The organism is Rhodococcus sp. WB9 (genome assembly GCF_007558985.1).
GTDB classification, from domain to species: Bacteria; Actinomycetota; Actinomycetes; order Mycobacteriales; family Mycobacteriaceae; genus Rhodococcus_F; species Rhodococcus_F opacus.
Map to the genome: position 1 here is coordinate 2,887,765 of NZ_CP041769.1, position 25,115 is coordinate 2,912,879.

Here is a 25,115-nt window from a genome sequence, read left to right on the forward strand (position 1 = left end):
ATCTGCCGTGCAACAGTCCAGGTCAAGGAGAAGTAAGTGATTCAGCAGGAGTCGCGGCTGCGCGTCGCCGACAACACGGGTGCCAAGGAGATTCTCTGCATCCGCGTTCTCGGTGGTTCGTCTCGCCGCTACGCCGGGATCGGTGACATCATCGTCGCCACCGTCAAGGACGCCATCCCGGGTGGAAACATCAAGAAGGGCGAGGTCGTCAAGGCCGTCATCGTCCGCACCACCAAGGAACGTCGCCGTCCGGACGGGTCGTACATCAAGTTCGACGAGAACGCCGCCGTCCTCATCAAGCCGGACAACGATCCCCGTGGCACCCGCATCTTCGGCCCCGTCGGCCGCGAGCTGCGTGAGAAGAAGTTCATGAAGATCGTCTCGCTCGCCCCGGAGGTGCTGTGATGAAGGTGCACAAGGGTGACACCGTGCTGGTCATCGCCGGCAAGGACAAGGGCGCGAAGGGCAAGGTCATCCAGGCCTACCCCGCGACCAACAAGGTCCTCGTCGAAGGCGTGAACCGCATCAAGAAGCACACCGCGGTTTCCGCGAACGAGCGCGGAGCTTCCTCCGGCGGCATCGTCACGCAGGAAGCCCCGATCCACGTTTCCAACGTCGCGGTCGTCGACTCGGACGGCAACCCCACTCGCGTGGGCTACCGGACCGACGAAGAGTCCGGCAAGCGCGTTCGGATTTCCCGGAAGAACGGGAAGGACATCTGACATGACCTCCACTGAGAACAAGATCCAGCCGCGCCTGAAGACTCGCTACCGCGAGGAGATCAAGGCTGCGCTGAACACCGAGTTCGACTACGCCAACGTGATGCAGATCCCCGGCGTCGTCAAGGTCGTCGTCAACATGGGTGTCGGCGACGCCGCGCGCGACGCCAAGCTGATCAACGGTGCCGTCAACGATCTCGCTCTGATCACCGGTCAGAAGCCTGAGATCCGCAAGGCACGCAAGTCCATCGCGCAGTTCAAGCTTCGCGAGGGAATGCCGATCGGTGCCCGCGTCACGCTGCGTGGCGACCGCATGTGGGAGTTCCTGGACCGTCTCGTGTCCGTCGCGCTTCCCCGCATCAGGGACTTCCGCGGCCTGTCGGGCAACCAGTTCGACGGCAACGGCAACTACACGTTCGGCCTGAACGAGCAGTCGATGTTCCACGAGATCGACGTGGACAAGATCGACCGCCCGCGCGGCATGGACATCACCGTGGTGACCACCGCGACCAACAACGAAGAAGGCCGTGCCCTGCTGAAGCACCTCGGCTTCCCGTTCAAGGAGAACTGAGCTAATGGCTAAGAAGGCATTGGTCAACAAGGCCAACAAGAAGCCCAAGTTCGCGGTGCGCGCCTACACCCGCTGCCAGCGCTGCGGCCGTCCGCACTCGGTGTTCCGCAAGTTCGGCCTGTGCCGAATCTGCGTCCGTGAGATGGCGCACGCCGGCGAGCTGCCCGGCGTTCACAAGAGCTCCTGGTGAGCCGGTGACGCCGTCGCCCTCTCCGGCGGCGGCGTCACCCCCACAGACTTCCGGTTCGTAACCTCGGACCGGGAAACGTAAGACCTACTTCGCGATAGGCCTGCGCCGGAAACGGCAGAGGGAACCGTTGTGAGAAAGGTAGAGGTCAACCTCATGACCATGACCGACCCCATCGCAGACTTCTTGACGCGTCTGCGCAACGCCAACACGGCGTACCACGATGAGGTGAAGTTGCCCCACTCGAAGATCAAGGCGAACATCGCCGAGATCCTCAAGCGCGAGGGTTACATCGCCGACTACCGCACCGAAGACGCCGAGGTGGGCAAGACCCTCATCGTCGACCTGAAGTACGGCCCGAGTCGTGAGCGCAGCCTTGCCGGCGTGCGTCGCGTCTCCAAGCCCGGTCTGCGTGTGTACGCGAAGTCCACCAACCTGCCCAAGGTTCTGGGCGGCCTCGGCGTGGCGATCATTTCCACGTCCACCGGCCTGCTCACCGATCGCCAGGCGGCCAATCAAGGAGTGGGCGGGGAAGTCCTCGCCTACGTCTGGTAAGGGAGGCCACCACAATGTCGCGTATTGGAAAGATTCCCGTCACCGTCCCCGGCGGCGTCGACGTCTCGATCGACGGCCAGGACGTCACGGTCAAGGGTCCCAAGGGCACGCTGGCCCTGACGATCTCCGAGCCGATTGCCATTGCGAAGAACGACGACGGCACGCTCAGCGTGACGCGTCCGGACGACGAGCGTCGCAGCCGCGCGCTGCACGGTCTGTCTCGCACCCTGGTGCAGAACCTCATCACCGGTGTCACCGACGGTTACACCACCAAGATGGAGATTCACGGCGTCGGTTACCGCGTCGCTCTCAAGGGCAAGGACCTCGAGTTCGCACTCGGCTACAGCCACCCGGTCCCGATCGAGGCTCCGGAAGGCATCACCTTCGCGGTCGAGTCGCCCACCAAGTTCTCGGTGTCGGGCATCGACAAGCAGAAGGTCGGGCAGATCTCGGCCAACATCCGTCGTCTCCGTCGTCCGGACCCGTACAAGGGCAAGGGCGTGCGTTACGAGGGTGAGCAGATCCGCCGCAAGGTCGGAAAGACGGGTAAGTGATATGAGCCAGACTGCAAACCAGAAAGCCAAGCGGATTCCGCTCGGCAAGGATGCGTCCACGAAGCGTCGCCTGTCGAAGGTGCGTCGTCACTTCCGTCTCCGCAAGAAGGTCTCCGGCACGCCCGAGCGTCCCCGCCTGGTCGTCAACCGGTCCTCGCGCCACATCCACGTCCAGCTCGTGGACGACCTCGCAGGCCACACCCTGGCCGCTGCGTCGACCACCGAGGCCGACGTGCGTGCAGCGGACGGCGACAAGAAGGCCCTCAGTGCGAAGGTCGGTCAGCTGATCGCCGAGCGCGCGAAGGCAGCCGGTGTCGAGGCCGTCGTGTTCGACCACGGTGGACACGGCTACCACGGTCGCATCGCGGCCCTTGCGGACGCAGCTCGCGAAGGCGGGTTGAAGTTCTGATGACCAAGACCGAGTACATGAACGGAAGGACAGCCTGATGCCGGGACGTCAGAGGCGTGACGGCGGAAGCGGACCCGCCGGACAGAATGGCCCCAACACGGGGGACAACCGCGGCGGCGGCGACCGTCGTGGTGGCGGTCGCGACGATCGTCGCGGCGGACAGTCGGCCGAGAAGTCGAACCACATCGAGCGCGTCGTCACGATCAACCGCGTGTCGAAGGTCGTCAAGGGTGGTCGTCGCTTCAGCTTCACCGCTCTGGTGATCGTGGGCGACGGCAACGGACTGGTCGGCGTCGGCTACGGCAAGGCCAAGGAAGTTCCCGCGGCCATCCAGAAGGGCGTCGAGGAGGCTCGCAAGAGCTTCTTCCGTGTTCCGATGATCGGCAGCACCATCACGCACCCGGTTCAGGGTGAGGCCGCAGCGGGCGTCGTCATGCTGCGTCCGGCAAGCCCCGGTACCGGTGTCATCGCCGGTGGCGCGGTGCGTGCCGTGCTGGAATGCGCCGGCATCCACGACATTCTGTCGAAGTCGCTCGGTAGCGACAACGCCATCAATGTTGTGCATGCGACCGTTGCTGCGCTCAAGGGCCTGCAGCGCCCCGAGGAAGTTGCCGCTCGCCGCGGTCTCGCCCTCGAAGACGTTGCCCCCGCCGGCATGCTGCGTGCGCGCGCACAGGCTGGGAGCGTGAAGTAATGGCCGAACTCAAGGTCACTCAGATCAAGAGCACCATCGGTACCAAGCAGAACCAGCGGAACTCGCTGCGCACCCTCGGCTTGAAGGGCATCCGTCAGACGGTTGTCCGCGAGGACAATGCCCAGAACCGCGGTCTGATCAACGTGGTGCGCCACCTCGTCACAGTTGAGGAGGTCTAACCATGACCATCAAACTGCATCACCTGCGCCCCGCACCCGGAGCCAAGTCCGACAAGATTCGTGTCGGTCGCGGTGAAGGCGGCAAGCGCGGCAAGACCGCCGGTCGCGGCACGAAGGGCACCAAGGCCCGCAAGAACGTGCCCGCCGCCTTCGAGGGTGGACAGATGCCGCTGCACATGCGTCTGCCCAAGCTCAAGGGTTTCACCAACCCGTTCCGCACCGAGTACCAGGTCGTCAACGTCGGCGACATCGCCCGTCTGTTCCCCGAGGGTGGACAGGTCACGGTCGAGGACCTCGTTGCCAAGGGTGCCGTTCGCAAGAACCAGCTCGTCAAGGTTCTCGGCGACGGCGACCTGACTGTCGCCGTCCAGGTGACGGTCGACAAGTTCACCGGCTCCGCCAAGGAGAAGATCGCTGCTGCCGGTGGTACCGCCACCGAGCTGTGAGCTACCACCGCTAGCCAGTAGATGGCCGCAGTACAGCCTCGCGCTGTACTGCGGCCATTTGCGGCTGTACGGGCAGCACTGCCGCAGGTCTCCCAACTGCGCGTTCAGTTGCCACTGTTAGAGTTCTAGAGTTCATTCACGGACAAGTCTGCTTTCGACTCGTCTCCCCACCGTCGTGCCAGGAGGATCTTTGCTTTCCGCCTTCGTCTCGGCCCTCAGGACCCCGGACCTGAGGCGGAAGATCCTCATCGCGCTCGGTCTCGTTGCGCTCTATCGCATCGGTGCCGTGATTCCGTCGCCGGGCGTCGACTACGGGAACGTCCGAGCCTGTGTCGATCAGCTGTCGGGCGGTGACTCCGCGGGGATCTACTCGCTGATCAACCTGTTCTCCGGCGGCGCGCTACTCCAGCTGTCCATTTTCGCGATCGGCATCATGCCGTACATCACGGCCAGCATCATCGTCCAGCTGTTGACGGTCGTCATTCCGAAGTTCGAGGAACTCCGGAAGGAAGGCCAGTCCGGCCAGGCGAAGATGACGCAGTACACGCGTTATCTGTCGATCGCTCTGGCGATCCTGCAGGCCACCGGCATCGTGGCGCTCGCATCGCGAGGCCAGCTGCTGCAGGGATGCCAGGAAGAGATCATCGCCGACAAGAGCATCTTCGGCCTCGTGATCATCGTGCTGGTCATGACCGCGGGCGCAGCGCTCGTCATGTGGTTCGGTGAGGTCATCACCGAACGCGGTGTCGGTAACGGCATGTCCCTGCTGATCTTCTCGGGTATCGCGTCCCGCCTGCCGTCTGAGGGCAAGGCCATCCTGGACAGCCGCGGGGGACTGATCTTCGCGATCATCTGCGTCGCGGCCCTCGCCATCATCGCCGGCGTCGTGTTCGTCGAGCAGGGCCAGCGGCGGATCCCGGTCCAGTACGCCAAGCGCATGGTCGGCCGCAAGATGTACGGCGGCTCGTCGACGTATCTGCCGCTCAAGGTCAACCAGGCCGGCATCATCCCGGTCATCTTCGCGTCGTCGCTGCTGTACTTGCCGAACCTCATCGCGCAGCTCACCGGCGCCACGTCGTCCGCCGATCCCAGCTGGTGGCAGCGGATCATCAACGAGTATCTGGTGAATCCGAACAACCCGGTGTACATCGTCATCTACTTCGCGCTGATCGTGTTCTTCGTGTTCTTCTACGTCGCGATCACGTTCAATCCGGAAGAGCGCGCGGACGAGATGAAGAAGTTCGGCGGCTTCATTCCCGGTATCCGCCCGGGTCGCCCCACCGCGGACTACCTGAATTACGTGCTCAACCGCATCACCGTTCCCGGCTCGATCTACCTCGGCCTGATCGCGGTGCTGCCCCACTTCTTCCTGTCCGGAAGCCAGACCTCCAGCAGCATCTTCGGTGGTGCGGCCGTGCTGATCCTCGTCAGCGTCGCCCTGGACACGGTCAAGCAGATCGAAAGTCAATTGATGCAACGTAACTACGAAGGGTTCCTCAAGTGAGACTTGTCCTCCTTGGTCCTCCCGGTGCAGGCAAGGGCACCCAGGCCGCGATTCTGTCCGAGAAGCTCGGCGTCCCCCACATCTCCACGGGCGACCTGTTCCGCGCGAACATCGGCCAGGCCACGCCCCTCGGCCTCGAGGCGAAGAAGTACCTGGACGCCGGAGACCTGGTTCCCAGCGAGATCACCAACAACATGGTGAAGGCCCGCGTCGCCGAGCCGGACGCGGCCAACGGATTCCTCCTCGACGGCTTCCCCCGGACCGTCGACCAGGCTCAGGCGCTCGAGGCGATCCTCGCCGAGCTGAACACCAAGCTCGACGCAGTGCTGTCCTTCATCGTCGACGAGGACGTCGTGGTCGAGCGGATGCTGGCCCGTGGCCGCGCGGACGACAAGGAAGACGTCATCCGCAACCGGCTCCGGGTGTACCGCGAGGAGACCGCGCCGCTGCTGGACTACTACAAGGACCAGCTGGTGACCGTCGACGCCCTGGGCGAGGTCGACGAGGTCAACGCTCGCGCACTGGCAGCGTTGGGTAAGTAATGGGCTTCGGGCGTAAGCGCAAGGTCGTTCCGTTCCGGACCGCAGGCGAGCTCGACGCAATGGCGGCCGCCGGTGCCATCGTCGGCGCGGCTCTGGTGGCGGTCCGCGAAGCGGCGAAGCCGGGTGTGAGCACGCTCGAACTCGACGAGGTGGCCGAATCGGTCATCCGCGACGCCGGCGCCGTGCCGTCGTTCAAGGGCTACCACGGGTTCAGCGGATCGATCTGTTCGTCCGTGAACGATCGTGTGGTGCACGGGATTCCCTCGGCGGAAGACATTCTCGCCGAGGGAGACCTCGTCTCCATCGACTGCGGCGCCATTCTCGACGGCTGGCACGGCGACTCTGCGTGGACCTTCGGTGTCGGAGACATCATCGAAGCGGACCAGCAGCTCAGCGAGGCCACCCGGCTGTCCATGGAGGCGGGGATCGCGGCGATGCTGCCCGGCAACCGCCTCACCGACATTTCCCACGCCATCGAACTCGGCACCCGCGCCGCCGAGGTCGCGCACGACCGCAAGTACGGCATCGTCGACGGCTACGGCGGTCACGGCATCGGCCGGGAAATGCACATGGAGCCGTTCCTTGCCAATGAAGGAGCTCCGGGCAAGGGGCCGCAACTGGTGGTCGGTTCGGTTCTGGCGATCGAACCGATGCTGACCCTCGGCACCACCGATACCGTTGTCCTCGAGGATGATTGGACGGTTGTCACCTCCGACGGAACCCGTGCAGCGCACTGGGAGCACACGGTCGCCGTCACCGAGGACGGGCCGCGCATCCTGACCCTGCGTCCGGAGTAGCGGCCTCCTGCGGGTAAGGGCCTACACGTCGATCAGCAGAGTCACCGGGCCGTCGTTGACGAGGCTGATCTCCATGTGTTCGCCGAACACGCCGGTCTCGACGGTCGCTCCCAGCTCGCGCAGAGCGCCGGTGAACTCGTCCACCAGTGGTTCCGCCACCGGCCTCGGCGCCGCGGCGGACCAGGACGGGCGCCGGCCCCGGCGGGTGTCCGCCATGAGCGTGAACTGACTGGCGACGAGTACTGGGGCGTCGAGGTCGGACGCGGACTGTTCGTTCTCCAGGATGCGCATGGTCCACACCTTCTTCGCGAGCAGGGCCGCCTTCGCCTCGTCGTCCGTATGGGTGACGCCGACCAGGACGAGCAGCCCGTGGCCGCCGGCCGGGGGAGTGATCCGCCCGACATCGTCGCCGTCGACGCGGACCGACGCGGACGTCACTCGCTGTACCAGGGCGCGCACGCACACCATCCTTCGCATTGTTGCCGGTGGGTCTCGGAAGTCGAATTCTCGCCGGGCGGGCGGGTCCGTCAGGGACCGCATTTGGCCTGGTGAGCAATTTCCCGTAACATGGATCAACGGTGCGCTATGCGTGCCGGTTGTCTGCGTGCCCAGTGCCGGATTCGATCCGGATTGTTCATGTTTCGGCCGGTGAAGATCCCATTGGGCGCCACGGTAACGGAAACAGATGCAATAAGCACGCCAAACCACATGGATCGCGGAGGATATGGCTAAGAAAGACGGGGCCATCGAGGTCGAGGGACGAGTAGTCGAGCCGCTGCCCAATGCGATGTTCCGCATTGAGCTCGAGAACGGCCACAAGGTTCTCGCCCACATCAGCGGAAAGATGCGTCAGCACTACATTCGCATCCTCCCGGAAGATCGCGTCGTCGTAGAGCTCTCGCCCTACGACTTGTCGCGCGGACGCATCGTTTACCGGTACAAGTAAAAGCTTCCCCGCCGACCAGGTCGGGGAGAAGTACGTCCGCTGCGGATCTGCGTAGTGGGCTGCCACAAAACAGGAGATCAGAAGACGTGAAGGTTCAGCCGAGCGTCAAGAAGATCTGCGAAAAGTGCAAGGTGATCCGTCGTAACGGCCGGGTCATGGTGATCTGCGAGAACCTGCGCCACAAGCAGCGTCAGGGCTAGATCTCCGCTTTTCGAGGATCTGCTTGGCAACAAGCAAAGATGACCTCCCAGCACCAGCCAGTACTCACGGCTCTCGAGCAGGTACTGGTTCACCCCCGGCACGGAGGCCGGGGCCCCACTGAGTTAGTTGAAGCATTGTCGGTCGTGAGACCGCCGACGTTTGAAGAGGCACAGGGGATGGACTGGGAGCAGACCTCCGCACACCGATAGGAAATGCCGACATGGCACGTCTCGCAGGTGTCGATCTTCCCCGTGAAAAGCGGATGGAGATCGCACTTACTTACATCTACGGCATCGGCCGTACCCGCTCCAAGGAGATCCTGGACGCCACCGGCGTCAGCCCGGATCTGCGGAGCAAGGATCTCTCGGACGAGGATCTGGCCAAGCTCCGCGAGTACATCGAGGAGTCGCTGAAGGTCGAGGGTGACCTTCGCCGCGAGGTCCAGGCCGACATCCGACGCAAGATCGAGATCGGCTGCTACCAGGGCCTGCGCCACCGTCGTGGTCTGCCCGTGCGTGGTCAGCGCACCAAGACCAACGCCCGCACCCGTAAGGGTCCGAAGCGCACCATTGCAGGCAAGAAGAAGGCGAAGTAATGCCCCCCAAGTCACGTAGCACCGGTCCGAAGAAGACCCAGAAGGCGCGTCGCAGGGACAAGAAGAACGTCCCGCACGGCGCCGCTCACATCAAGAGCACGTTCAACAACACCATCGTGTCCATCTCGGACCCCGCCGGAAACGTGATTTCCTGGGCGTCCTCGGGACACGTCGGCTTCAAGGGTTCGCGTAAGTCGACCCCGTTCGCCGCTCAGCTGGCCGCCGAGAACGCAGCCCGCAAGGCGCAGGAGCACGGTGTCAAGAAGGTCGACGTCTTCGTCAAGGGCCCCGGCTCCGGCCGTGAGACCGCGATCCGCTCGCTTCAGGCCGCAGGCCTCGAGGTCGGCACCATCTCCGATGTCACCCCCCAGCCGCACAACGGCTGCCGTCCGCCCAAGCGGCGTCGGGTCTAGCGGGAAGGATAGGTAGAAGAAAATGGCACGTTATACCGGACCCATCACCCGCAAGTCGCGTCGTCTGCGCGTCGACCTCGTTGGAGGCGACCAGGCGTTCGAGCGTCGTCCCTACCCGCCGGGCCAGCACGGCCGCGCGCGGATCAAGGAGAGCGAGTACCTGCTCCAGCTGCAGGAGAAGCAGAAGGCTCGCTTCACCTACGGCGTCATGGAGAAGCAGTTCCGCCTGTACTACAAGGAGGCGAACAACCGCCCCGGTAAGACCGGTGAGAACCTGCTCCGCATCCTGGAGTCGCGTCTCGACAACGTCGTGTACCGCGCCGGCCTGGCTCGCACCCGCCGCCAGGCCCGTCAGCTGGTCACCCACGGCCACCTCCTTGTGAACAACAAGAAGGTCGACATCCCCAGCTACCGCGTCTCCCAGTACGACATCATCGATGTCAAGGAGAAGTCGCTGTCCACGCTTCCCTTCCAGGTTGCGCGCGAGACCCAGGGCGATCGCCCGATCCCGGGTTGGCTGCAGGTTGTCGGTGGACGTCTCCGGGTTCTGGTTCACCAGCTTCCCGAGCGTGCGCAGATCGACGTTCCTCTGCAGGAACAGCTCATCGTCGAGTACTACTCGAAGTAGGCCTGACGGCTCGTGCGCCTTTCCGGTAGTTCCGACTACCGGAAAGGCGCACGGGCACGAAGTGCCTTTCCCATCGTGGGCGTCAAATAGCGGACGCCCGTACAGGAGGAAATCCAATGCTCATTTCTCAGCGACCCACGCTGACCGAAGAGGTCATCGCTGACAACCGCTCGAAGTTCGTCATCGAGCCCCTCGAGCCAGGCTTCGGGTACACCCTCGGCAACTCGCTCCGCCGCACGCTGCTCTCGTCGATTCCCGGCGCTGCTGTCACCAGCATCCGCATCGACGGCGTTCTGCACGAGTTCACCACAGTTCCCGGTGTGAAGGAAGATGTCACCGACATCATCCTGAACCTCAAGGGCCTCGTCGTGAGCTCCGAAGAGGACGAGCCGGTCACCATGTACGTCCGCAAGCAGGGCCCCGGCGCCGTGACTGCAGGCGACATCGTGCCCCCGGCCGGCGTCACCGTGAACAACCCGGATCTGCACATCGCCACCCTGAACGACAAGGGAAAGCTGGAGATCGAGCTCGTCGTCGAGCGCGGTCGCGGCTACGTCCCCGCCGTCCAGAACAAGGCGTCCGGCGCCGAGATCGGCCGTATCCCGGTCGACTCGATCTACTCGCCGGTGCTCAAGGTCACCTACAAGGTGGAGGCCACCCGCGTCGAGCAGCGCACCGACTTCGATCGGCTCGTACTCGATGTGGAAACCAAGAACTCCATCACCGCTCGGGACGCGCTCGCTTCGGCGGGCAAGACCCTGGTTGAGCTCTTCGGCCTGGCCCGTGAGCTGAACGTCGAAGCAGAAGGCATCGAGATCGGACCCTCGCCCGCCGAGGCCGATCACATCGCTTCGTTCGGACTGCCCATCGAGGACCTGGACCTGACGGTCCGCTCCTACAACTGCCTCAAGCGCGAAGGTGTTCACACCGTCGGTGAGCTTGTCGGCCGTACCGAGTCCGATCTGCTCGACATCCGCAACTTCGGACAGAAGTCCATCGACGAGGTGAAGGTCAAGCTGCATTCGCTCGGCCTGGCCCTCAAGGACAGCCCCGCGTCCTTCGATCCCACCACCGTTGCCGGCTACGACGCCGCCACCGGAACGTGGAGCGACACGGACGCCGGTTCCTTCGGTGATGCCGAGGGCACCGAGGACTACGCCGAGACCGAACAGCTATAGCTCACGGTCCTTTACTAGGAGATCATCATGCCCAAGCCCAAGAAGGGTGCCCGCTTCGGCGGGTCGGCTTCGCACCAGAAGGCGATCTTCGCCAATCTGGCTACCGCGCTCTTCGAGCACGGCCGCATCACCACCACGGAGTCCAAGGCCAAGGCCCTGCGCCCGTACGCCGAGAAGCTCGTCACGCACGCCAAGGCCGGAACCCTGGCTCACCGTCGTGAGGTTCTGAAGGTCATCCGCAACAAGGATGTCGTGCACACCCTGTTCGCGGAGATCGGCCCGTTCTACGCCGATCGTGACGGCGGCTACACCCGCATCATCAAGACGGTCCCCCGCAAGGGCGACAACGCGCCGATGGCAATCATCGAGCTCGTCAAGGAGAAGACCGTCACCTCCGAGGCCGACCGCGCTCGTCGCGTGAAGGCATCGAAGGATGCGCCGGCTGCTGCTCCCGCCGAGGAGAACGTCGTCGAGGCCGTCGAGGCCGAGGCAACCGACGCCGAGGTCGAGAACGCTGACGACGTCGTCGAGGCCATCGAGGACGAGACCGCCACCGCGGCCGACGCCCCCGAGGCCGAAGAGGCCAAGAAGGACTAGTCCACTTGGTTTCGGCACACGCTGAATCGAACGAGCCCGTCGTCCCCCCGAGGGACGGCGGGCCCGTTTCGTATGGGACCCGTCGCTTGCGCCTGGACATCGCGTACGACGGAACGGATTTCTCTGGGTGGGCCCGCCAGAACGGGCTGCGCACGGTGTGCGGGGAGATCGAGGAGAAGCTCGGCGCCGTCCTGCGCACACCGTTGCAGCTCACGGTGGCGGGGCGCACCGACGCCGGGGTCCACGCCACCGGACAGGTGGCGCACGTCGACGTTCCGCTCGACACCGTGCCGGACGACCCGTCCCGGCTCGTCCGCCGGCTCGCGCGGTTCCTGCCGAAGGACGTGCGGATCAAACAGATCGCCTTCGCACCCGAACACTTCGATGCGCGGTTCTCCGCGATGCGCAGGCACTACGAGTACCGCCTGACGTCGGCAGCCTACGGCGCCGATCCGCTCCGAGCCCGGGACACCGTGTCGTATCCGAAGGTCCTGGATCTCGAACTCATGCGCGCGGCGTCCGCGACGCTGCTGGGGTTGCACGACTTCGCGGCGTTCTGCAAACGCCGGGAAGGCGCCACGACTGTCCGCGATCTCCAACGTTTCGACTGGGAGCGCGACGGCGACGTGTTCACGGCCTTCGTCAGCGCCGACGCCTTCTGCTGGTCGATGGTGCGCAGTCTCGTCGGTGCGGTTCTCGCAGTGGGGGAGGGACGTCGCGACCTCGACTGGATCGCAGGACTCCTCCGCGAGAAGTCGCGGTCGAGTTCGATCCTGGTGGCCCCGGCGCACGGACTGTCCCTGGTGCGCGTCGACTACCCGGACGACGCGGATCTGGCGGCACGCAACGAGATCACCCGGGACGTCAGGACCGTGCCGGGCGGCTGCTGCGGCGACTGACCCGAACCTGCGGCGATCATCGCCGCCGCGGTTGCGGCGGCGCCAGCACCTACGATGGCTCCGGAAGAGAAGGAGCCTGTTCATGACCGCAGTCGCACCCGTCCGGATCGAGATCATCATCGGATCCGTCAGAGTGGGTCGGATCGCTCCCGTCGTCGCCGGCTGGTTCGCCGAACGTGCACGCGCCTACCCAGGACTGGACGTGGGCATCATCGATCTCGCCGACACGCCGTTGCCGCAGGATCTCGGCGCATCCCCGGTGACGGACGAATTCCGGGAACGAGTGGGCAGAGCCGACGGGTTCGTGGCCGTCACCTCCGAGTACAACCACGGCTACCCTGCGGCGCTGAAGACCGCGTTCGACAGCGTCAAACACGAATGGCGCTCGAAGCCCATCGGTTTCGTGTCGTACGGCGGGTTGGCAGGCGGGCTCCGGGCAACCGAACAGCTGCGCCAGGTGGTGGCCGAATTGCACATGGTGTCGGTGCGGCAGAGCGTAAGTTTCCACCGGGTGCGCAAGCGATTCGACGACCAGGGGCAGACGACCGACGGCGCCGCCGTCGACTCGGCTGACCGCATGCTGGCGCAGCTCGTATGGTGGGCCGACGCGGTCCGTGTTCAGCGCGGGACCGCGCCGTACCCCGGCTAGAACTGGTGCACCGGCACGTACTCGTCCACCGCGCGAGGCCGACCGATGAACGCCGTCTCGGACGAGATCGTGACCAGCATCAGTTCGATGCTCGTCCCTCCGGTCGACAGAAGAATGCGGTCGCCCAGCGCATTCGGTTGGACGATCGACAGGTCCGGTTCGGCACCGGGCCACTGGCTCGGTTCGCCGTAGAGGTAGATCGCGGTGACCCCGGCGCGGGGCGGCAGCGCGTTGACGCCGTCGAACACGACGGTGTTGAACCTGTTGTCGGACTGCGGATTGTGGCCGGCGATGCGCAACCGGTCGGGCGTGGCGATGGAGTCGATCAATGACGACCACGCGTCCGGCCGATCGGTGTGAATGAGCACGCGGGCGCCGGTGGCGACGGCGCGGAACACCAGTTGCTGGGCGAGATACAGCTCGCCCGCCACGTAGACCATGCCGACGCCGGGACCTGCGATGCGAGCGGTGATTCCGTGACCGTAGTCGTCGGAGCCGATGAGCTGGCCGCACCCCGCCGGGGGTAACTGCAGCGCACGCAGGTCCTCGACGGACATGTCGGTCAACGGCATCACGTCGTCGAGGTCCGACACCGCGACGGGAAGATTGGACAGCAGCCCGTCCCGGTGCCTGCCCTGCATCGAGACGAGCCCGGGGATCGTGAGCGGTTCGGGCATCGTGCGGGTGGTTACCCGGCAGGCCGCACCGACCTTCACCTGCCCGTCGTGTCCGCTGGGGCGCAGCCGGATCGTCACGGTCGTGCCGAGGCTCGACGGAGTCCAGAGCTTCGCGAGCAGATCTCGCGTCAGGTAGCGCGGGTCGACGCCGTAGCCGGTGTTGCACACTCCGGGCAGAGGTGCATGCTTCCACGTCTCCGTGAAGGTCTTCGGATCGACGCCCCGACTGATCTGCAGCGCGGCGGATTCGATCTCCGGGGCCGTGAGAATGCGCGCGCGGCACCCTGAATCGGCCAGTGCACGCACGACGCGACTTGCCGCGATCGTGATCGCGCGCGACGCACCTTCCTCGCCGCCGCCACGCCGCGCCACGGCAGCGACGCTCTCCGTGGCGTCGAATCGCAGCGCGAGCCAGACCATCCGGGTCGCCGTCGCGGGCAGCGGGCCGACCAGCCTGTCGTACACCTCGGTTGCGGGGGAGCCGGCCGCGGCGCGATAACCGTGGCTGACGATGTCGATTCCGCTCAGCGAGATGTCGTGCTGGACGAGACACGCGGCGAGCGCGTCGGTCGGGAGTTCGTGCGTCGTCTGGAAGCCGTCTCGGGTGATCTGCGTGAGGCTCCCCGCGGGAGGAAGTACTTCGACGACGGCGACCACGCTGCCACCGTCCCACCGGATCCCGATGGACTGACCTGTCGGTGCCTGGAAGCTGACGGTGCGGGACTGCGTCCGAACGGGTTTGGTGCAATATCGCCAGCACGTCCGGGCCCAGTCCAGGCTCGACCAGCGGCCCACGCGGACGAGCGCGGCGAGAACGAGGACGAACGCGACGACGACGGCGCCCCACCACACCAACCCGCACAGCGAGGCCACGACGCCGCCGGTCACCCCCAGTAGTTGCGCAACGATCATCTCGGTCGCCGAAAACCTAAGAGACGACGGCCGACGGGTGACGCGCGAACGGTCCATGGTTCCTCCCCCGAATACCTGAACCCAGCAGACCCGTACCCGTCCGCCGTGAAGATTGTCGAGGGAACTGTACTGTGTCACCCCGAGCGCTGTGCAGCACGGGGGAGGAACAATGGCTGTAACACCCACCACCCGGTGGCAGGTCAACGGGTATCGATTTCTGGTCAGACGGATGGAGCACGCCCTGGTGCGTCGCGACGTCCGAATGTTGCACGACCCCATGCGGTCGCAGTCGCGCGCACTCGCGGTGGGGATCGTGATCGCGTCGCTCGGACTCGCCGGCTGCGCCGCGCTGGCGCTGTTCCGTCCGCAGGACAAGATCGGCGACGCGTCGATCGTCGTCGGCAAGGATTCGGGCGCGATGTTCGTGGTCATGGGCGACACACTTCGTCCCGTCCTGAATCTCGCGTCCGCGCGGCTCATAGTCGGAAAGTCCGAGAATCCGGTGATCGTCAAGGAATCCGAACTCGACACCCGACCCCGCGGTGCCCTCGTCGGGATCCCCGGCGCGCCGTCCGCGCTGCCGGCCGGGGACCCCTCGGCGAAGACACCGTGGACGGTGTGCGATTCGATCGCAGCCGACGGAAATCGCTCCGTCACAACATCGGTCATCGTCGGCGAGGCGGAGGACTCCGAGGGTGGCGGGACTCTTACGGGAGATCAGGCGTTGCTCGCGTCGACCCCCGACGCGTCGTACCTGATCTATGGCGGGAAGCGTGCCAAGATCGATCTGGACGATCCGGCGGTCACCCGCGCGCTGGACCTCGAAGGCGCTCGACCACGCCCGGTGAGCAAGGGTTTCGTCAACGCCATCCCCGAAGTACCGCCGCTCGCCGCGCCCGTCATCCCGGGGTCCGGGAGCAGCCCACGCTATCCGTTGCAGAACAAGGTCGTGGGATCGGTCTTTCAAGTACTGATCGGCTCCGAGACCACGCACTACGTGGTACTCCGCGACGGAATCCAGAAGATCAGCTCGGCCGTCGCGAACCTGATTTTCCTGTCGGACTCGCACGGCGACACCGAGATGTCGAGCATCATGCCCGACGCCACCAAGCGAATCCCTTCCGTGGAACAGATTGCGGTGAACAGCTTCCCGGAGTCGGCACCGAAAATCGTCGACGCCGCCGAAAGTCCCGTCAGCTGCCTGTCCTGGCAACCACTCCGTGCAGCGGACGACACGAGCGCGAGCGGTCCGGCGGCCGAGCTGTCCTTGGTAGCGGGTCGCACCCTTCCGATTCCCGGCGATGCTCGCGCGGTCGAGTTGGCCCAGGCGGACGACGCGGGCGACAACGCGGATTCGGTGTACGTGCAGCCGGGTACGAGCGGTTTCGTGCAGTCGACCGGAATCGAGCCTACGAGCACGCGACGCGACAGCATCTTCTTCGTCGCGGACACGGGAGTCCGGTTCGGTATCCCGGATGGCGACTCCGCCAAGGCGTTGGGACTGGAGGGCGCCCGTCGCCTTGCGCCCTGGCAAATTCTCGGCCTCCTGGCGCAGGGCCCGGCGCTCGGGAAGTCGTCGGCACTCGTCGCGCACGACGGGGTGGCACCGGACGCCGCCCCGGCCGCTGTCGCGGCAGGGTCCAACTGAGCGGGTTCGGTCAGCGCCGATCGGTCGCCGACTGGAACCGGCGGCGGAGTGGGAACGACGCCAGGACGCCGAGCACGAGCAGCGCGCCCAGCGTCGCTGTTGCCGCGACAGCGACGTTGCGCGGTCGATGATCCGGGGGAGCAGCGGCCGGGAGCGCCTCGACCGCGACGGAAGTCGACTGATCGACGGTCGCACCCTCGAGGGGAACGTCGGCGGTGACTGCGGCCAGCGGATCGATGATCCCGTGCCCGACAGACGTATTCCACCCCTCCGCCGGCGCATGCGCCGTGGCCTCGATCCGGGCCATGACCTGTTGTGCGGACAGTTGCGGGAACCGTGAGCGGACCAGCGCGACGGTCGCCGAGACGTACGGCGCGGCGAAACTCGTGCCCTTCACCGGTTCCGCGTTGCCTTGCACGCCGTACGTCGTATTCGTCAGGTCGCCCGTGCTCGGATGCAGTGATGTCAGACCGGATCCCGGAGCTGCCACGTCGACCCACGGGCCGGCCAGGCTGAACTCGCTCGGTGATCCGTTCGCCTCGACGGAGCCGACGGTCAGCACGTAGTCGTCGTACCAGGCGGGACTGGCGATGGTGCTGACGGAGTCCCACAGATCGGCGCCGGGACGGAGGGGATCGTGTGCCGGATTCTGAAGCTTGCATTCTCCGGAACCGAAGTTCCCTGCCGCCGCGACCACCACGGCGTTGTGCACCGTGACGGCGTATTTCACGGCCGACCCCAGGTACCGGTCGCCATCGCCGATTCCCTCGGCGGCGGTCTTGCACGCGACCTCGGAGATGTTGATGACCGTGGCGCCCGAGTCGGCTGCACGCCGGATCGCCGTCGCCATTGTCGCAACGTTCCCGTATCCGCCGACCGAGTTGCCCGCGTTGTCGACCTGATCGGCCTGGCCCGCGGCGTTGTACGCGCTACTCGTCTGCCGGATGGACAGGATCCGGGAATCCGGTGCACCACCGGAGAAGCCGGAACCGGGAACCTGAGCGGCGCCGATCAGCCCGGCGACGAGCGTGCCGTGCGCGTCGCAGTCGACCGTGCCGGTCTCCGTCCCCACGAGGTCGCCGCCGTCCATGAGGCCGCGAAGTCGCGGATGCGGGGAGACGCCGGTGTCGATCACCGCGACGATCTGACCGGCGCCCCGGGTGATCGGCCAGACCGATTGAAAGTCGAGATCGCGCTGGGCGACGGGGACGTCGGGACCGTCCGGCACGCGCACAGCGTCTTTGCACGGCTGGCGTTTCTCGACCTTCGTGCTGTCCTTCGGTGGAATGAGCCCGGCGTCCACGGGAGCGGGCACGACAGCGGAGGCGCCGCCCTGACCCACGGCGGCGGTGACTGCCACGACCGCGGTGGCGAGGACTACGCGGATGAGCCGGCGCCTCACAGTCCACGCATCAGCGAGTAGAGACCGGTCACCCAGCACACCAGCGGAACGATCGATGCGATCACCGCCAGATCGATGAGCTCGGCTACCCGTCGCATCACGGGTGAGAACGTCTGGCGGGGGGCGAGGATTCCCAGTACCAGCCCACCGACGGCGAACAGGATCGCGACGGCGAACGAGGCGATGGCGAAGTCGGGCACGGCAACGGCCGCGGTGGTGAGCAGCAGAACCAGTATCGTCACCCCGCCCGCGATAAGCGGTACCGCCTGCTCGGCGCTGCTGTACGTGCGTCCCCGGAACATCAGGACGGCGGCGGTGGCGACGGCGAGAGAGAGCCCGGGCCAGAAGATTCCGTCCGACACACCGGATTTAGCCGCGATGAGGGCGCCGGAAACGGCGAGTGCCGTCATCGCGCCGACCAGACCGGTGAGGTACCTGCGGGCGCGTGCCGCACGCTGTACCAGAGAGTCGAACGACGGCATCGTCACCTCGTCGTCCGGGTCGTCCTCGGACGGATCGACCGAGGTGCCCGGCGCCGGGACGGGAGGCAGTGGAAGCTTCGCCAGCAGGATCGATACCCGTGCCGAGAAGGCGAGTCCGATCAGCGCCGCCGCCACGACACCTGCGCCGACAGCGGAAACCGGATTGCCGAACAGGGTCGCCACGAGGGCGGCGAGCGAACCGAACAGGGACGTCACCGACAGGGCCGTGAACAATCGCAGTCCGACACCGCCCAGCCGCAGCGCAAGAACGGCGGTGGTTTCCGCCAGCACGAGTCCGAGGAGCAGGTGCGGAGCGCCGAGACCGCCGGGCACGAACAGCATCCCCGCGGCGAACGAGAGGGGAACGGCGCATCCGCTGAGGACGACGGAACTTGCCGCGTCGCCGTAGATTCGACCGGTGACCGCGCCGGCGATCAGGAACAGTAGGGCCGCCGCGAGTGCACACCCCGCCCCCAGGAATCCTTCGGTCCCCGCTCCGGACCACAGCAGCGCGAACGATCCGACGACGGTGCCGAGCACCGCGGCGACGGAACCCACGACCCGTGCGGAACCCCGGGTCCACTCACGGTCGCCCTCGGCGTCGGCGATCGCCACGTTGTACATGATGTCGTCGAACAGCGGCGGCGGCGCGCTGGCGTGCACGCTCTGCAGTACGAGGAGGTCACCGTCGCGGATTCCGTGTTCGTGCAACGTCAACGTGGTCGAGAGCGGCGAGTGCCCGATCTTCGCGAGAACCCACTCGCTGGGTTCGTACTGTTCGAGCGAGTCGTCGAAGTCGTTGGTACTGCGATGGGTGCGGATGGTGTCGACGATGCCCGGAACGAGGATGGCCAGCGGCACACCGAACGGCACGGCCATGTCGACCTGCGAATGCGTCGACAGGACGGTGATCCGGCAGAGATCTGCTGCGGCACCGGGACGGGTGGACGAGGCGGATCCCCGCGATTCGTCATGGGTGATGGACACTGCGATTTCCCCCAACTCTGCGACGCACAACCCCATCTGCGCCGTTACGACACCGATCGACGACCGGTCACAGATCGTCATCCGATTTGATCACCGGTGACCTTACGACACCGCGGGCGCCGCCTCCAGTGTCCGGCAGGGGCGCGGACCTTCTATATGCCCGATCGCCATTCATGGGTTAATGTCTGACTTCGCGGATCGAGCCCAGGGGGGCGACCCGGAGTTCCGGGATCGGATCGGCTGCACGGTTTTTTCGGGGCGGTTGTAGTCATGGGGGGCGAGTAGTGAGCACTATTCGGTTCGTGCGCAAGGCGCGACGGGAAGTACCTCGTATCCCGGGCGGCGAAGTGAGTCTGCAGGCTCCGCCCGAGATTCCACGCCTGGTACCGGGAAACCTTCTGACCAAGCTCCTTCCCGTGGTCATGGTCGTCGCCATGGTCGGGATGATGGCCCTGATGTTCTCGTCGGGCATGGCCCGCAATCCGATGTCGATGCTCTTTCCCGCCATGATGATGGTGTCGATGCTCGGCATGCTGGCCGGTGGCGGCCGCGGCGGCCCGAAAGCGGCGGAGGCCAACGAAGACCGCAAGGACTACCTGCGCTACCTCGATCAGTTGCGCCGCGACGTCGACGAGACCGCCGAGCAGCAGCGAAAGGCGCTCGACTGGAGCCACCCCGAGCCCGGCCTGCTGTGGACCATCGCAGGCACAGCGCGCATGTGGGAGCGCCGCATCACCGACCCCGACTACTGCCACGTGCGCGTCGGCCGTGGAAGCCAGCGCCTCGCAACCCGCCTGATCGCACCGGAGACCGGACCGGTGGAGGATCTGGAACCGGTTGCCGCGGTGTCGCTTCGTCGCTTCGTCCGCGCGCACTCCGTCGTTCAGGATCTGCCCACTGCAGTGTCGCTGCGCGGCTTCGCGGCCATCTCTGTGGATGGGGAACGCGGTACGGCACGGTCCCTGGTGCGGTCGATGCTCATGCAGTTGTGCGCATTCCACGGCCCGGACAACCTCCTCGTCGCCGTCGTGTGCGGCCCCGACACCGAGCACGAGTGGGACTGGGCCAAGTGGCTGCCGCACGCGCAGCATCCGGATTCGTCGGACGGTGTCGGTTCGTCCCGCATGATCTACGGGTCGATCCTCGAACTCGAATCTTCGCTCGGCCCCCAGCTGTCGATGCGAAACCGATTCTCGCGCAATGCTCCCGCCGCCCCCGGTGTCCCGCAGTTCGTCATCGTCGTCGACGGTGGGATTCTCGAGGGCGAATCGGGGATGATCACCGACGGCGGGGTCGACTCGGTCTCCGTTCTCGACATCAGTGGCTTCTGCCCGCGACTGACGGCCACACGAGGACTCCAGCTGGTGGCGCAGGACGGATCCCTCGGCGCCCGCAGCGGAGCCGGCGTGGAGATGTTCGCGACAGCAGACCTCGTCAGCGCTCATCAGGCCGAAACGCTGGCCCGGCGACTCGCGCCGTACCGGACGGCGTCGCAGACGGCAGTGGACGCGGGCGACGACGATCAGCCGGTGCAGACGTGGAGCCAGATGCTGGGGATCGGCGACGTCGGCCGTCTCAACCCGGATCACGCGTGGCTGCCCCGCCAGGGCCGCGACCGGCTGCGGGTCCCGATCGGTGTCGGAGTGGACGGCCACCCGGTCGAGATCGACCTCAAGGAGTCGGCCGAGAACGGCATGGGGCCACACGGTCTGTGCATCGGGGCGACCGGTTCGGGCAAGTCGGAGTTCCTGCGGACGTTGGTGCTCGGCCTGATCGCGACGCATTCGCCCGACGCGCTCAACCTCGTCCTCGTCGATTTCAAGGGCGGCGCCACGTTCCTCGGCCTCGAGGAGGCTCCGCACGTCGCCGCGGTGATCACCAACCTGGCCGAGGAACTCGCAATGGTCGACCGGATGCGGGACGCACTCGCCGGTGAGATGAACCGGCGTCAGGAACTCCTGCGCTCCTCCGGGAACTTCGCGAACGTCACCGAATACGAGAAGGCCCGCCAGGCGGGCGCCGACCTCGACCCGCTGCCCGCATTGTTCATCGTCGTCGACGAATTCTCCGAACTGCTCAGTCAGCAGCCCGAGTTCGCGGACCTCTTCGTCGCGATCGGCAGGCTCGGCCGGTCGCTGCACATCCACCTACTGTTGGCGAGTCAGAGGCTCGAGGAGGGCAAACTGCGGGGACTCGACAGCCACCTGTCGTACCGCATCGGTCTCAAGACCTTCTCGGCCAACGAATCGCGCACGGTGCTCGGCGTTCCGGATGCCTACCACCTGCCCGCGACCCCGGGTGCCGGATACCTCAAATGCGATTCGGCGGAGATCGTCCGCTTCCAGGCCTCGTACGTGTCCGGTACCTACGAGGGCAGGCGGGAAGACAGTGTCCGACGGCCGGGAGAGGCGGCTGTCGAGCTGCGGGCCAAGATCTTCACGGCTGCACCGGTCGCGCTCGACGTCGTCGAGATCCACGACGAACCACAGTCGCTCCACCTGGCCGAGGAGCCGACGGAGATCCGCACCACCATGGACGTCGTGGTCGAACGGATCACGGGTCGCGGGCCGCGAGCCCATGAGGTGTGGCTCCGGCCGCTCGACGCCGCGCCGAGCCTCGACCAGATGCTGCCGAGGTCGGTTCTCACCGAACCGGTTCCCGCGCTGAGCTCGCTGCGTACACCGATCGGGATCATCGACAGGCCGTACGACCAGAGGCGCGACGCCCTGGTCGTGGATCTGTCCGGGTCCACCGGCAACATGGCGGTGGTGGGCGGGCCGCAGTCGGGCAAGTCGACTGCGATCCGCACGCTCATCACGTCGTTGGCTGCCACCCATTCCGCGGAGCAGGTGCAGTTCTACTGCCTCGACTTCGGTGGTGGCACGCTCGCCGGACTGTCGGGACTGCCGCACGTCGGCTCGGTCGCCAACCGCCTCGACGTCGATCGGGTGCGTCGCACCATCGCGGAGATGAACACCATCGTGCGTCAGCGCGAGGAGCGTTTCCGCGAACTCGGGGTCGAGTCGATGGCCGAGTTCCGGCGACTGCGCGCCACCGATCCCGGCAGCGGCGGCGCGGCGGCCGGGGTCGCGCAGGATCCGTTCGGGGACGTCTTCCTGGTGATCGACGGTTTCGGCAGCGTTCGTCAGGACTTCGAGGCTCTCGAACAGCAAATCACCAACCTTGCGTCCCAGGGGTTGTCGTACGGTGTGCACGTCGTGCTCACCGCCTCACGGTGGGGCGAGGTCCGGCCGGCGCTCAAAGATCAGCTCGGCACTCGGATCGAGCTGCGCCTCGGTGATCCCTCGGATTCCGACCTCGGTCGGAAGACCGCGGCACTCGTTCCCGAAGGCCGACCCGGACGCGGCATGACCCGCGACAGCCTGCATCTGCTCGTCGGGTTGCCGAGGATCGACGGGAGCTCGGATCCGACCGACCTGGCATCCGGTGTGGCGCACGCGGTGTCGTCCATCGCCGCCGCGACACACGGCCGGCCCGCGCCGGCAGTGCGAATGCTGCCTGCACAGATCGCCCGCGACGACGTGCTCCATGCGGCCGGGGGGTGGCCGTCCTACCTCGACCCGGCGCAGGCCTGTCTGCAGATTCCGATCGGTCTCGACGAGGCGGAGTTGGCTCCGGCGTTCCTGAACTTCGCCGAGCAGCCCCACTTCCTGGTGTTCGGCGACACCGAATGCGGAAAGACGACCCTCCTGCGGAACATCTGCGAGGGCATCATGGCATCGAACACGAGCAAACAGGCGAAGATCATTCTCGGCGACTATCGGCGCACGATGCTCGGCGTCGTCGAGACGGAGCACCTGGCTTCGTACGCGCCGTCCGAGGACGTGTTGACGACGAACATGAGGGACCTCGCGATCCTGCTGAAGGGACGCATGCCAGGCCCCGGCTTCAATCGCCAGCAGCAGCGCGACCGGTCCTGGTGGTCGGGACCCGAGGTCTTCGTCGTCATCGACGACTACGACCTAGTCGTGACCTCGAGCGGCAACCCGGTCGCCGCGATCGTCGAATTCCTGCCGCACGCCCGCGACATCGGATTCCACCTGATCATCGCGCGCCGCTCCGGCGGTGCGGCACGGGCAATGTACGAACCGGTCATCGCACGCTTGCGCGATCTGCAGTCGACGGGCCTCGTGATGAGTGGCAACAGGGAGGAGGGCAATCTCATCGGCACCGTTCGTCCGAGTGCGATGCCTCCCGGGCGCGGAACGCTGGTCAACCGTGCAGGTGCCGGCCTGATCCAGCTCGCGTGGATGCCGCCGCTGTGATGTCGTCGGTCGCGATTCATCTCACTGAATCCGGCATGTGGTCCTGCGCTCAGGGCTTGACGACGGCAGCTCACGAGATGACGCCGCTGTGCTTCGTCGACGACGAGTACGTCGACGTCGATGGCGGAGTTCTCGCGGTGTCCGAAGCCCTGGCAACGATGTTCCGGTCTGTGATCGACGGTGCGGGGGAGGCGGCGCCGATCGCGACTGCAGTGATGTCACACCCGACGGAATGGGGTTCTGCGAGGCGGAACGCGCTGTCCGACGCGGGGTCGCGCGTTGCCGCCGACACGGTGCTGGTTCCCGTTGCCGTGGCGGCGGCCGAGGGTGCTGCGATGTCGGGTGGCCGATGGGTGGTGCTCGAAAGCCGGACCGTGGGTGCAACGGCCAGCTACGTGGTCGGCGAGGTCGGCGGATACCGGGTCGTCGAATGCGAGCACGATCCGTCGCTCTGCCCCGACGAGGGGATCGAGGAGTGGGCGACAGCGATAGTGGAACTCGGTGCGCGAGCCCGCGGTGATCGGCCGGTCGACGGAATACTCCTGACCGGCGGCGGAGAGTCGCAGGAGCGCACAACGATGCGTGACGCCGTGATCGCCCACGCGTCCCCGAACGCCGACGTCCGGATCGTCACCGGTGAAGAGATCGCGCGCGCACTCGCGTCCAGCCTGGTCGACTCTTCGGACGAGCTGACCACGATGGCTGTGCCGCAGGCGAACTGGCTCGAACCGGCGCTGCAGGGATCGGAGCGCGGTGGCCGACGGAGCACCCGCCCGACGTTCTTCGCCGTGGTCGCGGTGCTGGCTGTCGTCGTCGGAGCTGTTCTCGTGTTCACTCTTCGGGAGCCCGGTACCGGCACCGAATCCGTCCGTGCTCTGGACGCGAGTGCGGCACCGGCGGCTCCGGTCACGACGACCACCCGATCCGCGGTGCCGGCCACCACGACCGCCACCGCGGCGGCGGACCTCGAGGTGGGCGGAATTCGCGTGACACTGCCGAGTGGGTGGAAGGAGCGGGCGCCCGCCGCGTCGGCTTCTTCCGGATCGCGAGTGGAGTTGGTGCCTGCGGGTGGAGCCGACAGGCGAATCATCATCACGCAGAACGCGGTTCGAGAGGATTCCGGATACGACGAAGTGGCGGTGACGCTCACGGCGAAGATTGCGCAGCGCGGCCGTCCCGAGCTGTTCGGCGAACTGGAGCGCGATGTCGTCTTCGGAGGTCGACCCGGCATCGCGTACAGCGAGTTTCCCGACGCGAGCTCCGTGGTGCGGTGGCACGTACTCGTCGAGCGCGACCTCCAGGTGAGCGTCGGCTGTCAGTTCCTGGCGGAGGAGTGGGAGTCGATCGAGAGCGTGTGCGAAGAGGTCGTGCGGTCGCTGGTGATAGTTCGGTGACCCCTTTCTCGTCGCCGAAAAAACTTCCACCGTGGTGGAACCGATTGGGCGGTTGATGCGTCCA

General features: G+C 66.1%; 29 protein-coding genes. 25 read left to right on the top strand and 4 right to left on the bottom strand.

What is annotated here, in order from left to right; translation table 11 throughout:
• The first annotated feature begins 36 nt into the window (after positions 1–36).
• The 13 genes from rplN to map all read left to right on the top strand — a co-directional run bounded on the left by rplN (position 37) and on the right by map (position 7,157).
• Positions 37–405 carry a 50S ribosomal protein L14 gene (gene rplN, locus FND50_RS13205; protein WP_005239639.1) on the top strand — a complete coding sequence of 123 codons (369 nt, stop codon included), beginning with the start codon at positions 37–39 and terminating at the stop codon, positions 403–405.
• A complete protein-coding gene (gene rplX, locus FND50_RS13210) occupies positions 405–722 on the top strand; it encodes a 50S ribosomal protein L24 (RefSeq protein ID WP_005239640.1) in 318 nt (105 codons plus the stop codon). Before rplN ends, rplX begins: the two co-directional genes overlap by 1 nt.
• Before the next feature lies 1 nt (position 723).
• A complete protein-coding gene (gene rplE, locus FND50_RS13215; RefSeq protein ID WP_005239642.1) occupies positions 724–1,290 on the top strand; it encodes a 50S ribosomal protein L5 in 567 nt (188 codons plus the stop codon).
• Positions 1,291–1,294: 4 nt separating this feature from the next.
• Positions 1,295–1,480: a type Z 30S ribosomal protein S14 gene (locus tag FND50_RS13220; protein WP_005239644.1), complete on the top strand. Its 186-nt coding sequence runs from the start codon at positions 1,295–1,297 to the stop codon at positions 1,478–1,480.
• Between the two features lie 153 nt (positions 1,481–1,633).
• A complete protein-coding gene (rpsH, locus tag FND50_RS13225) occupies positions 1,634–2,032 on the top strand; it encodes a 30S ribosomal protein S8 (RefSeq protein WP_005239657.1) in 399 nt (132 codons plus the stop codon).
• Positions 2,033–2,046: 14 nt separating this feature from the next.
• Positions 2,047–2,586: a 50S ribosomal protein L6 gene (gene rplF, locus FND50_RS13230; RefSeq protein WP_005239658.1), complete on the top strand. Its 540-nt coding sequence runs from the start codon at positions 2,047–2,049 to the stop codon at positions 2,584–2,586.
• A gap of 1 nt (position 2,587) precedes the next feature.
• On the top strand, positions 2,588–2,995 hold the full coding sequence (rplR, locus tag FND50_RS13235) for a 50S ribosomal protein L18 (RefSeq protein ID WP_005239660.1): 408 nt from the start codon (positions 2,588–2,590) through the stop codon (positions 2,993–2,995).
• A 37-nt stretch (positions 2,996–3,032) separates the two neighbouring features.
• Complete coding sequence (rpsE, locus tag FND50_RS13240; protein WP_005253858.1) at positions 3,033–3,689, top strand: 30S ribosomal protein S5; 657 nt, start codon at positions 3,033–3,035, stop codon at positions 3,687–3,689.
• The gene (gene rpmD / locus FND50_RS13245) at positions 3,689–3,868 is read left to right on the top strand and encodes a 50S ribosomal protein L30 (RefSeq protein ID WP_005253859.1); all 180 of its coding nucleotides are present in this window, start codon (positions 3,689–3,691) and stop codon (positions 3,866–3,868) included. Before rpsE ends, rpmD begins: the two co-directional genes overlap by 1 nt.
• Positions 3,869–3,870: 2 nt before the next feature.
• The gene (rplO, locus tag FND50_RS13250; protein WP_005239667.1) at positions 3,871–4,314 is read left to right on the top strand and encodes a 50S ribosomal protein L15; all 444 of its coding nucleotides are present in this window, start codon (positions 3,871–3,873) and stop codon (positions 4,312–4,314) included.
• 190 nt (positions 4,315–4,504) lie between these two features.
• Positions 4,505–5,818 carry a preprotein translocase subunit SecY gene (gene secY / locus FND50_RS13255; RefSeq protein WP_005239668.1) on the top strand — a complete coding sequence of 438 codons (1,314 nt, stop codon included), beginning with the start codon at positions 4,505–4,507 and terminating at the stop codon, positions 5,816–5,818.
• On the top strand, positions 5,815–6,360 hold the full coding sequence (locus tag FND50_RS13260; RefSeq protein ID WP_005253860.1) for an adenylate kinase: 546 nt from the start codon (positions 5,815–5,817) through the stop codon (positions 6,358–6,360). The genes secY and FND50_RS13260 overlap by 4 nt, the downstream gene beginning before the upstream one ends.
• A complete protein-coding gene (map, locus tag FND50_RS13265) occupies positions 6,360–7,157 on the top strand; it encodes a type I methionyl aminopeptidase (protein ID WP_144286062.1) in 798 nt (265 codons plus the stop codon). Before FND50_RS13260 ends, map begins: the two co-directional genes overlap by 1 nt.
• A gap of 21 nt (positions 7,158–7,178) precedes the next feature.
• Here the strand turns inward: map and dtd are convergent, their stop codons facing one another.
• Positions 7,179–7,616: a D-aminoacyl-tRNA deacylase gene (dtd, locus tag FND50_RS13270; RefSeq protein ID WP_144286063.1), complete on the bottom strand. Its 438-nt coding sequence runs from the start codon at positions 7,614–7,616 to the stop codon at positions 7,179–7,181.
• Between the two features lie 265 nt (positions 7,617–7,881).
• On the opposite strand from dtd, the gene infA reads away from it, so the two are divergent.
• The 9 genes from infA (at position 7,882) to FND50_RS13315 (ending at position 13,263) form a co-directional block, all read left to right on the top strand.
• Positions 7,882–8,103: a translation initiation factor IF-1 gene (infA, locus tag FND50_RS13275; protein WP_003418601.1), complete on the top strand. Its 222-nt coding sequence runs from the start codon at positions 7,882–7,884 to the stop codon at positions 8,101–8,103.
• An 86-nt stretch (positions 8,104–8,189) separates the two neighbouring features.
• The gene (rpmJ, locus tag FND50_RS13280) at positions 8,190–8,303 is read left to right on the top strand and encodes a 50S ribosomal protein L36 (RefSeq protein ID WP_003938068.1); all 114 of its coding nucleotides are present in this window, start codon (positions 8,190–8,192) and stop codon (positions 8,301–8,303) included.
• A gap of 221 nt (positions 8,304–8,524) precedes the next feature.
• Positions 8,525–8,899, top strand: a complete 375-nt coding sequence (rpsM, locus tag FND50_RS13285) for a 30S ribosomal protein S13 (RefSeq protein WP_005239677.1) — start codon at positions 8,525–8,527, stop codon at positions 8,897–8,899.
• The gene (gene rpsK, locus FND50_RS13290; protein ID WP_144286064.1) at positions 8,899–9,312 is read left to right on the top strand and encodes a 30S ribosomal protein S11; all 414 of its coding nucleotides are present in this window, start codon (positions 8,899–8,901) and stop codon (positions 9,310–9,312) included. The genes rpsM and rpsK overlap by 1 nt, the downstream gene beginning before the upstream one ends.
• Positions 9,313–9,334: 22 nt before the next feature.
• A complete protein-coding gene (gene rpsD / locus FND50_RS13295; protein WP_005253863.1) occupies positions 9,335–9,940 on the top strand; it encodes a 30S ribosomal protein S4 in 606 nt (201 codons plus the stop codon).
• Positions 9,941–10,056: 116 nt separating this feature from the next.
• Positions 10,057–11,118: a DNA-directed RNA polymerase subunit alpha gene (locus FND50_RS13300; RefSeq protein WP_005239684.1), complete on the top strand. Its 1,062-nt coding sequence runs from the start codon at positions 10,057–10,059 to the stop codon at positions 11,116–11,118.
• Between the two features lie 27 nt (positions 11,119–11,145).
• The gene (rplQ, locus tag FND50_RS13305; RefSeq protein ID WP_144286065.1) at positions 11,146–11,715 is read left to right on the top strand and encodes a 50S ribosomal protein L17; all 570 of its coding nucleotides are present in this window, start codon (positions 11,146–11,148) and stop codon (positions 11,713–11,715) included.
• Positions 11,716–11,720: 5 nt separating this feature from the next.
• Positions 11,721–12,614, top strand: a complete 894-nt coding sequence (gene truA / locus FND50_RS13310; protein ID WP_186301281.1) for a tRNA pseudouridine(38-40) synthase TruA — start codon at positions 11,721–11,723, stop codon at positions 12,612–12,614.
• A gap of 82 nt (positions 12,615–12,696) precedes the next feature.
• Positions 12,697–13,263: an NADPH-dependent FMN reductase gene (locus tag FND50_RS13315; RefSeq protein ID WP_144286067.1), complete on the top strand. Its 567-nt coding sequence runs from the start codon at positions 12,697–12,699 to the stop codon at positions 13,261–13,263.
• On the opposite strand, the gene eccE is transcribed toward FND50_RS13315, so the two are convergent.
• Positions 13,260–14,909: a type VII secretion protein EccE gene (eccE, locus tag FND50_RS13320; protein WP_144286068.1), complete on the bottom strand. Its 1,650-nt coding sequence runs from the start codon at positions 14,907–14,909 to the stop codon at positions 13,260–13,262. The two genes, FND50_RS13315 and eccE, sit on opposite strands and share 4 nt — an antisense overlap.
• A 112-nt stretch (positions 14,910–15,021) precedes the next feature.
• Here eccE and eccB point away from each other — a divergent pair, with 112 nt between their 5' ends.
• Positions 15,022–16,500 carry a type VII secretion protein EccB gene (gene eccB, locus FND50_RS13325; RefSeq protein ID WP_144286069.1) on the top strand — a complete coding sequence of 493 codons (1,479 nt, stop codon included), beginning with the start codon at positions 15,022–15,024 and terminating at the stop codon, positions 16,498–16,500.
• A gap of 10 nt (positions 16,501–16,510) precedes the next feature.
• Here eccB and mycP read toward each other — a convergent pair whose 3' ends face one another.
• Both mycP and eccD read right to left on the bottom strand, forming a co-directional pair.
• Positions 16,511–17,902, bottom strand: coding sequence for a type VII secretion-associated serine protease mycosin (mycP, locus tag FND50_RS13330; protein WP_144286070.1), 1,392 nt, complete (start codon positions 17,900–17,902; stop codon positions 16,511–16,513).
• Positions 17,899–19,371, bottom strand: coding sequence for a type VII secretion integral membrane protein EccD (gene eccD, locus FND50_RS13335; protein WP_144286071.1), 1,473 nt, complete (start codon positions 19,369–19,371; stop codon positions 17,899–17,901). Before eccD ends, mycP begins: the two co-directional genes overlap by 4 nt.
• A 284-nt stretch (positions 19,372–19,655) precedes the next feature.
• On the opposite strand from eccD, the gene eccCa reads away from it, so the two are divergent.
• Positions 19,656–23,657 (top strand): type VII secretion protein EccCa, encoded by a 4,002-nt coding sequence (gene eccCa, locus FND50_RS13340; protein ID WP_144286072.1) that lies wholly within the window; start codon positions 19,656–19,658, stop codon positions 23,655–23,657.
• A 56-nt stretch (positions 23,658–23,713) separates the two neighbouring features.
• Positions 23,714–25,051 carry a type VII secretion-associated protein gene (locus tag FND50_RS13345; RefSeq protein ID WP_260850979.1) on the top strand — a complete coding sequence of 446 codons (1,338 nt, stop codon included), beginning with the start codon at positions 23,714–23,716 and terminating at the stop codon, positions 25,049–25,051.
• Positions 25,052–25,115 lie beyond the last annotated feature (64 nt).

Coding starts and splice junctions, on each gene's coding strand:
- rplE (WP_005239642.1), top strand. CDS start 724: ATGACCTCCACTGAGAACAAGATCCAGCCGCGCCTGAAGACTCGCTAC.
- rpsK (WP_144286064.1), top strand. CDS start 8,899: ATGCCCCCCAAGTCACGTAGCACCGGTCCGAAGAAGACCCAGAAGGCG.
- rplX (WP_005239640.1), top strand. CDS start 405: ATGAAGGTGCACAAGGGTGACACCGTGCTGGTCATCGCCGGCAAGGAC.
- infA (WP_003418601.1), top strand. CDS start 7,882: ATGGCTAAGAAAGACGGGGCCATCGAGGTCGAGGGACGAGTAGTCGAG.
- rplQ (WP_144286065.1), top strand. CDS start 11,146: ATGCCCAAGCCCAAGAAGGGTGCCCGCTTCGGCGGGTCGGCTTCGCAC.
- rpmD (WP_005253859.1), top strand. CDS start 3,689: ATGGCCGAACTCAAGGTCACTCAGATCAAGAGCACCATCGGTACCAAG.
- rpsE (WP_005253858.1), top strand. CDS start 3,033: ATGCCGGGACGTCAGAGGCGTGACGGCGGAAGCGGACCCGCCGGACAG.
- eccE (WP_144286068.1), bottom strand. CDS start 14,909: ATGGACCGTTCGCGCGTCACCCGTCGGCCGTCGTCTCTTAGGTTTTCG.
- rpsD (WP_005253863.1), top strand. CDS start 9,335: ATGGCACGTTATACCGGACCCATCACCCGCAAGTCGCGTCGTCTGCGC.
- FND50_RS13220 (WP_005239644.1), top strand. CDS start 1,295: ATGGCTAAGAAGGCATTGGTCAACAAGGCCAACAAGAAGCCCAAGTTC.
- FND50_RS13300 (WP_005239684.1), top strand. CDS start 10,057: ATGCTCATTTCTCAGCGACCCACGCTGACCGAAGAGGTCATCGCTGAC.
- rpsH (WP_005239657.1), top strand. CDS start 1,634: ATGACCATGACCGACCCCATCGCAGACTTCTTGACGCGTCTGCGCAAC.
- rplF (WP_005239658.1), top strand. CDS start 2,047: ATGTCGCGTATTGGAAAGATTCCCGTCACCGTCCCCGGCGGCGTCGAC.
- eccB (WP_144286069.1), top strand. CDS start 15,022: ATGGCTGTAACACCCACCACCCGGTGGCAGGTCAACGGGTATCGATTT.
- rpsM (WP_005239677.1), top strand. CDS start 8,525: ATGGCACGTCTCGCAGGTGTCGATCTTCCCCGTGAAAAGCGGATGGAG.
- rplO (WP_005239667.1), top strand. CDS start 3,871: ATGACCATCAAACTGCATCACCTGCGCCCCGCACCCGGAGCCAAGTCC.
- rplR (WP_005239660.1), top strand. CDS start 2,588: ATGAGCCAGACTGCAAACCAGAAAGCCAAGCGGATTCCGCTCGGCAAG.
- map (WP_144286062.1), top strand. CDS start 6,360: ATGGGCTTCGGGCGTAAGCGCAAGGTCGTTCCGTTCCGGACCGCAGGC.
- FND50_RS13315 (WP_144286067.1), top strand. CDS start 12,697: ATGACCGCAGTCGCACCCGTCCGGATCGAGATCATCATCGGATCCGTC.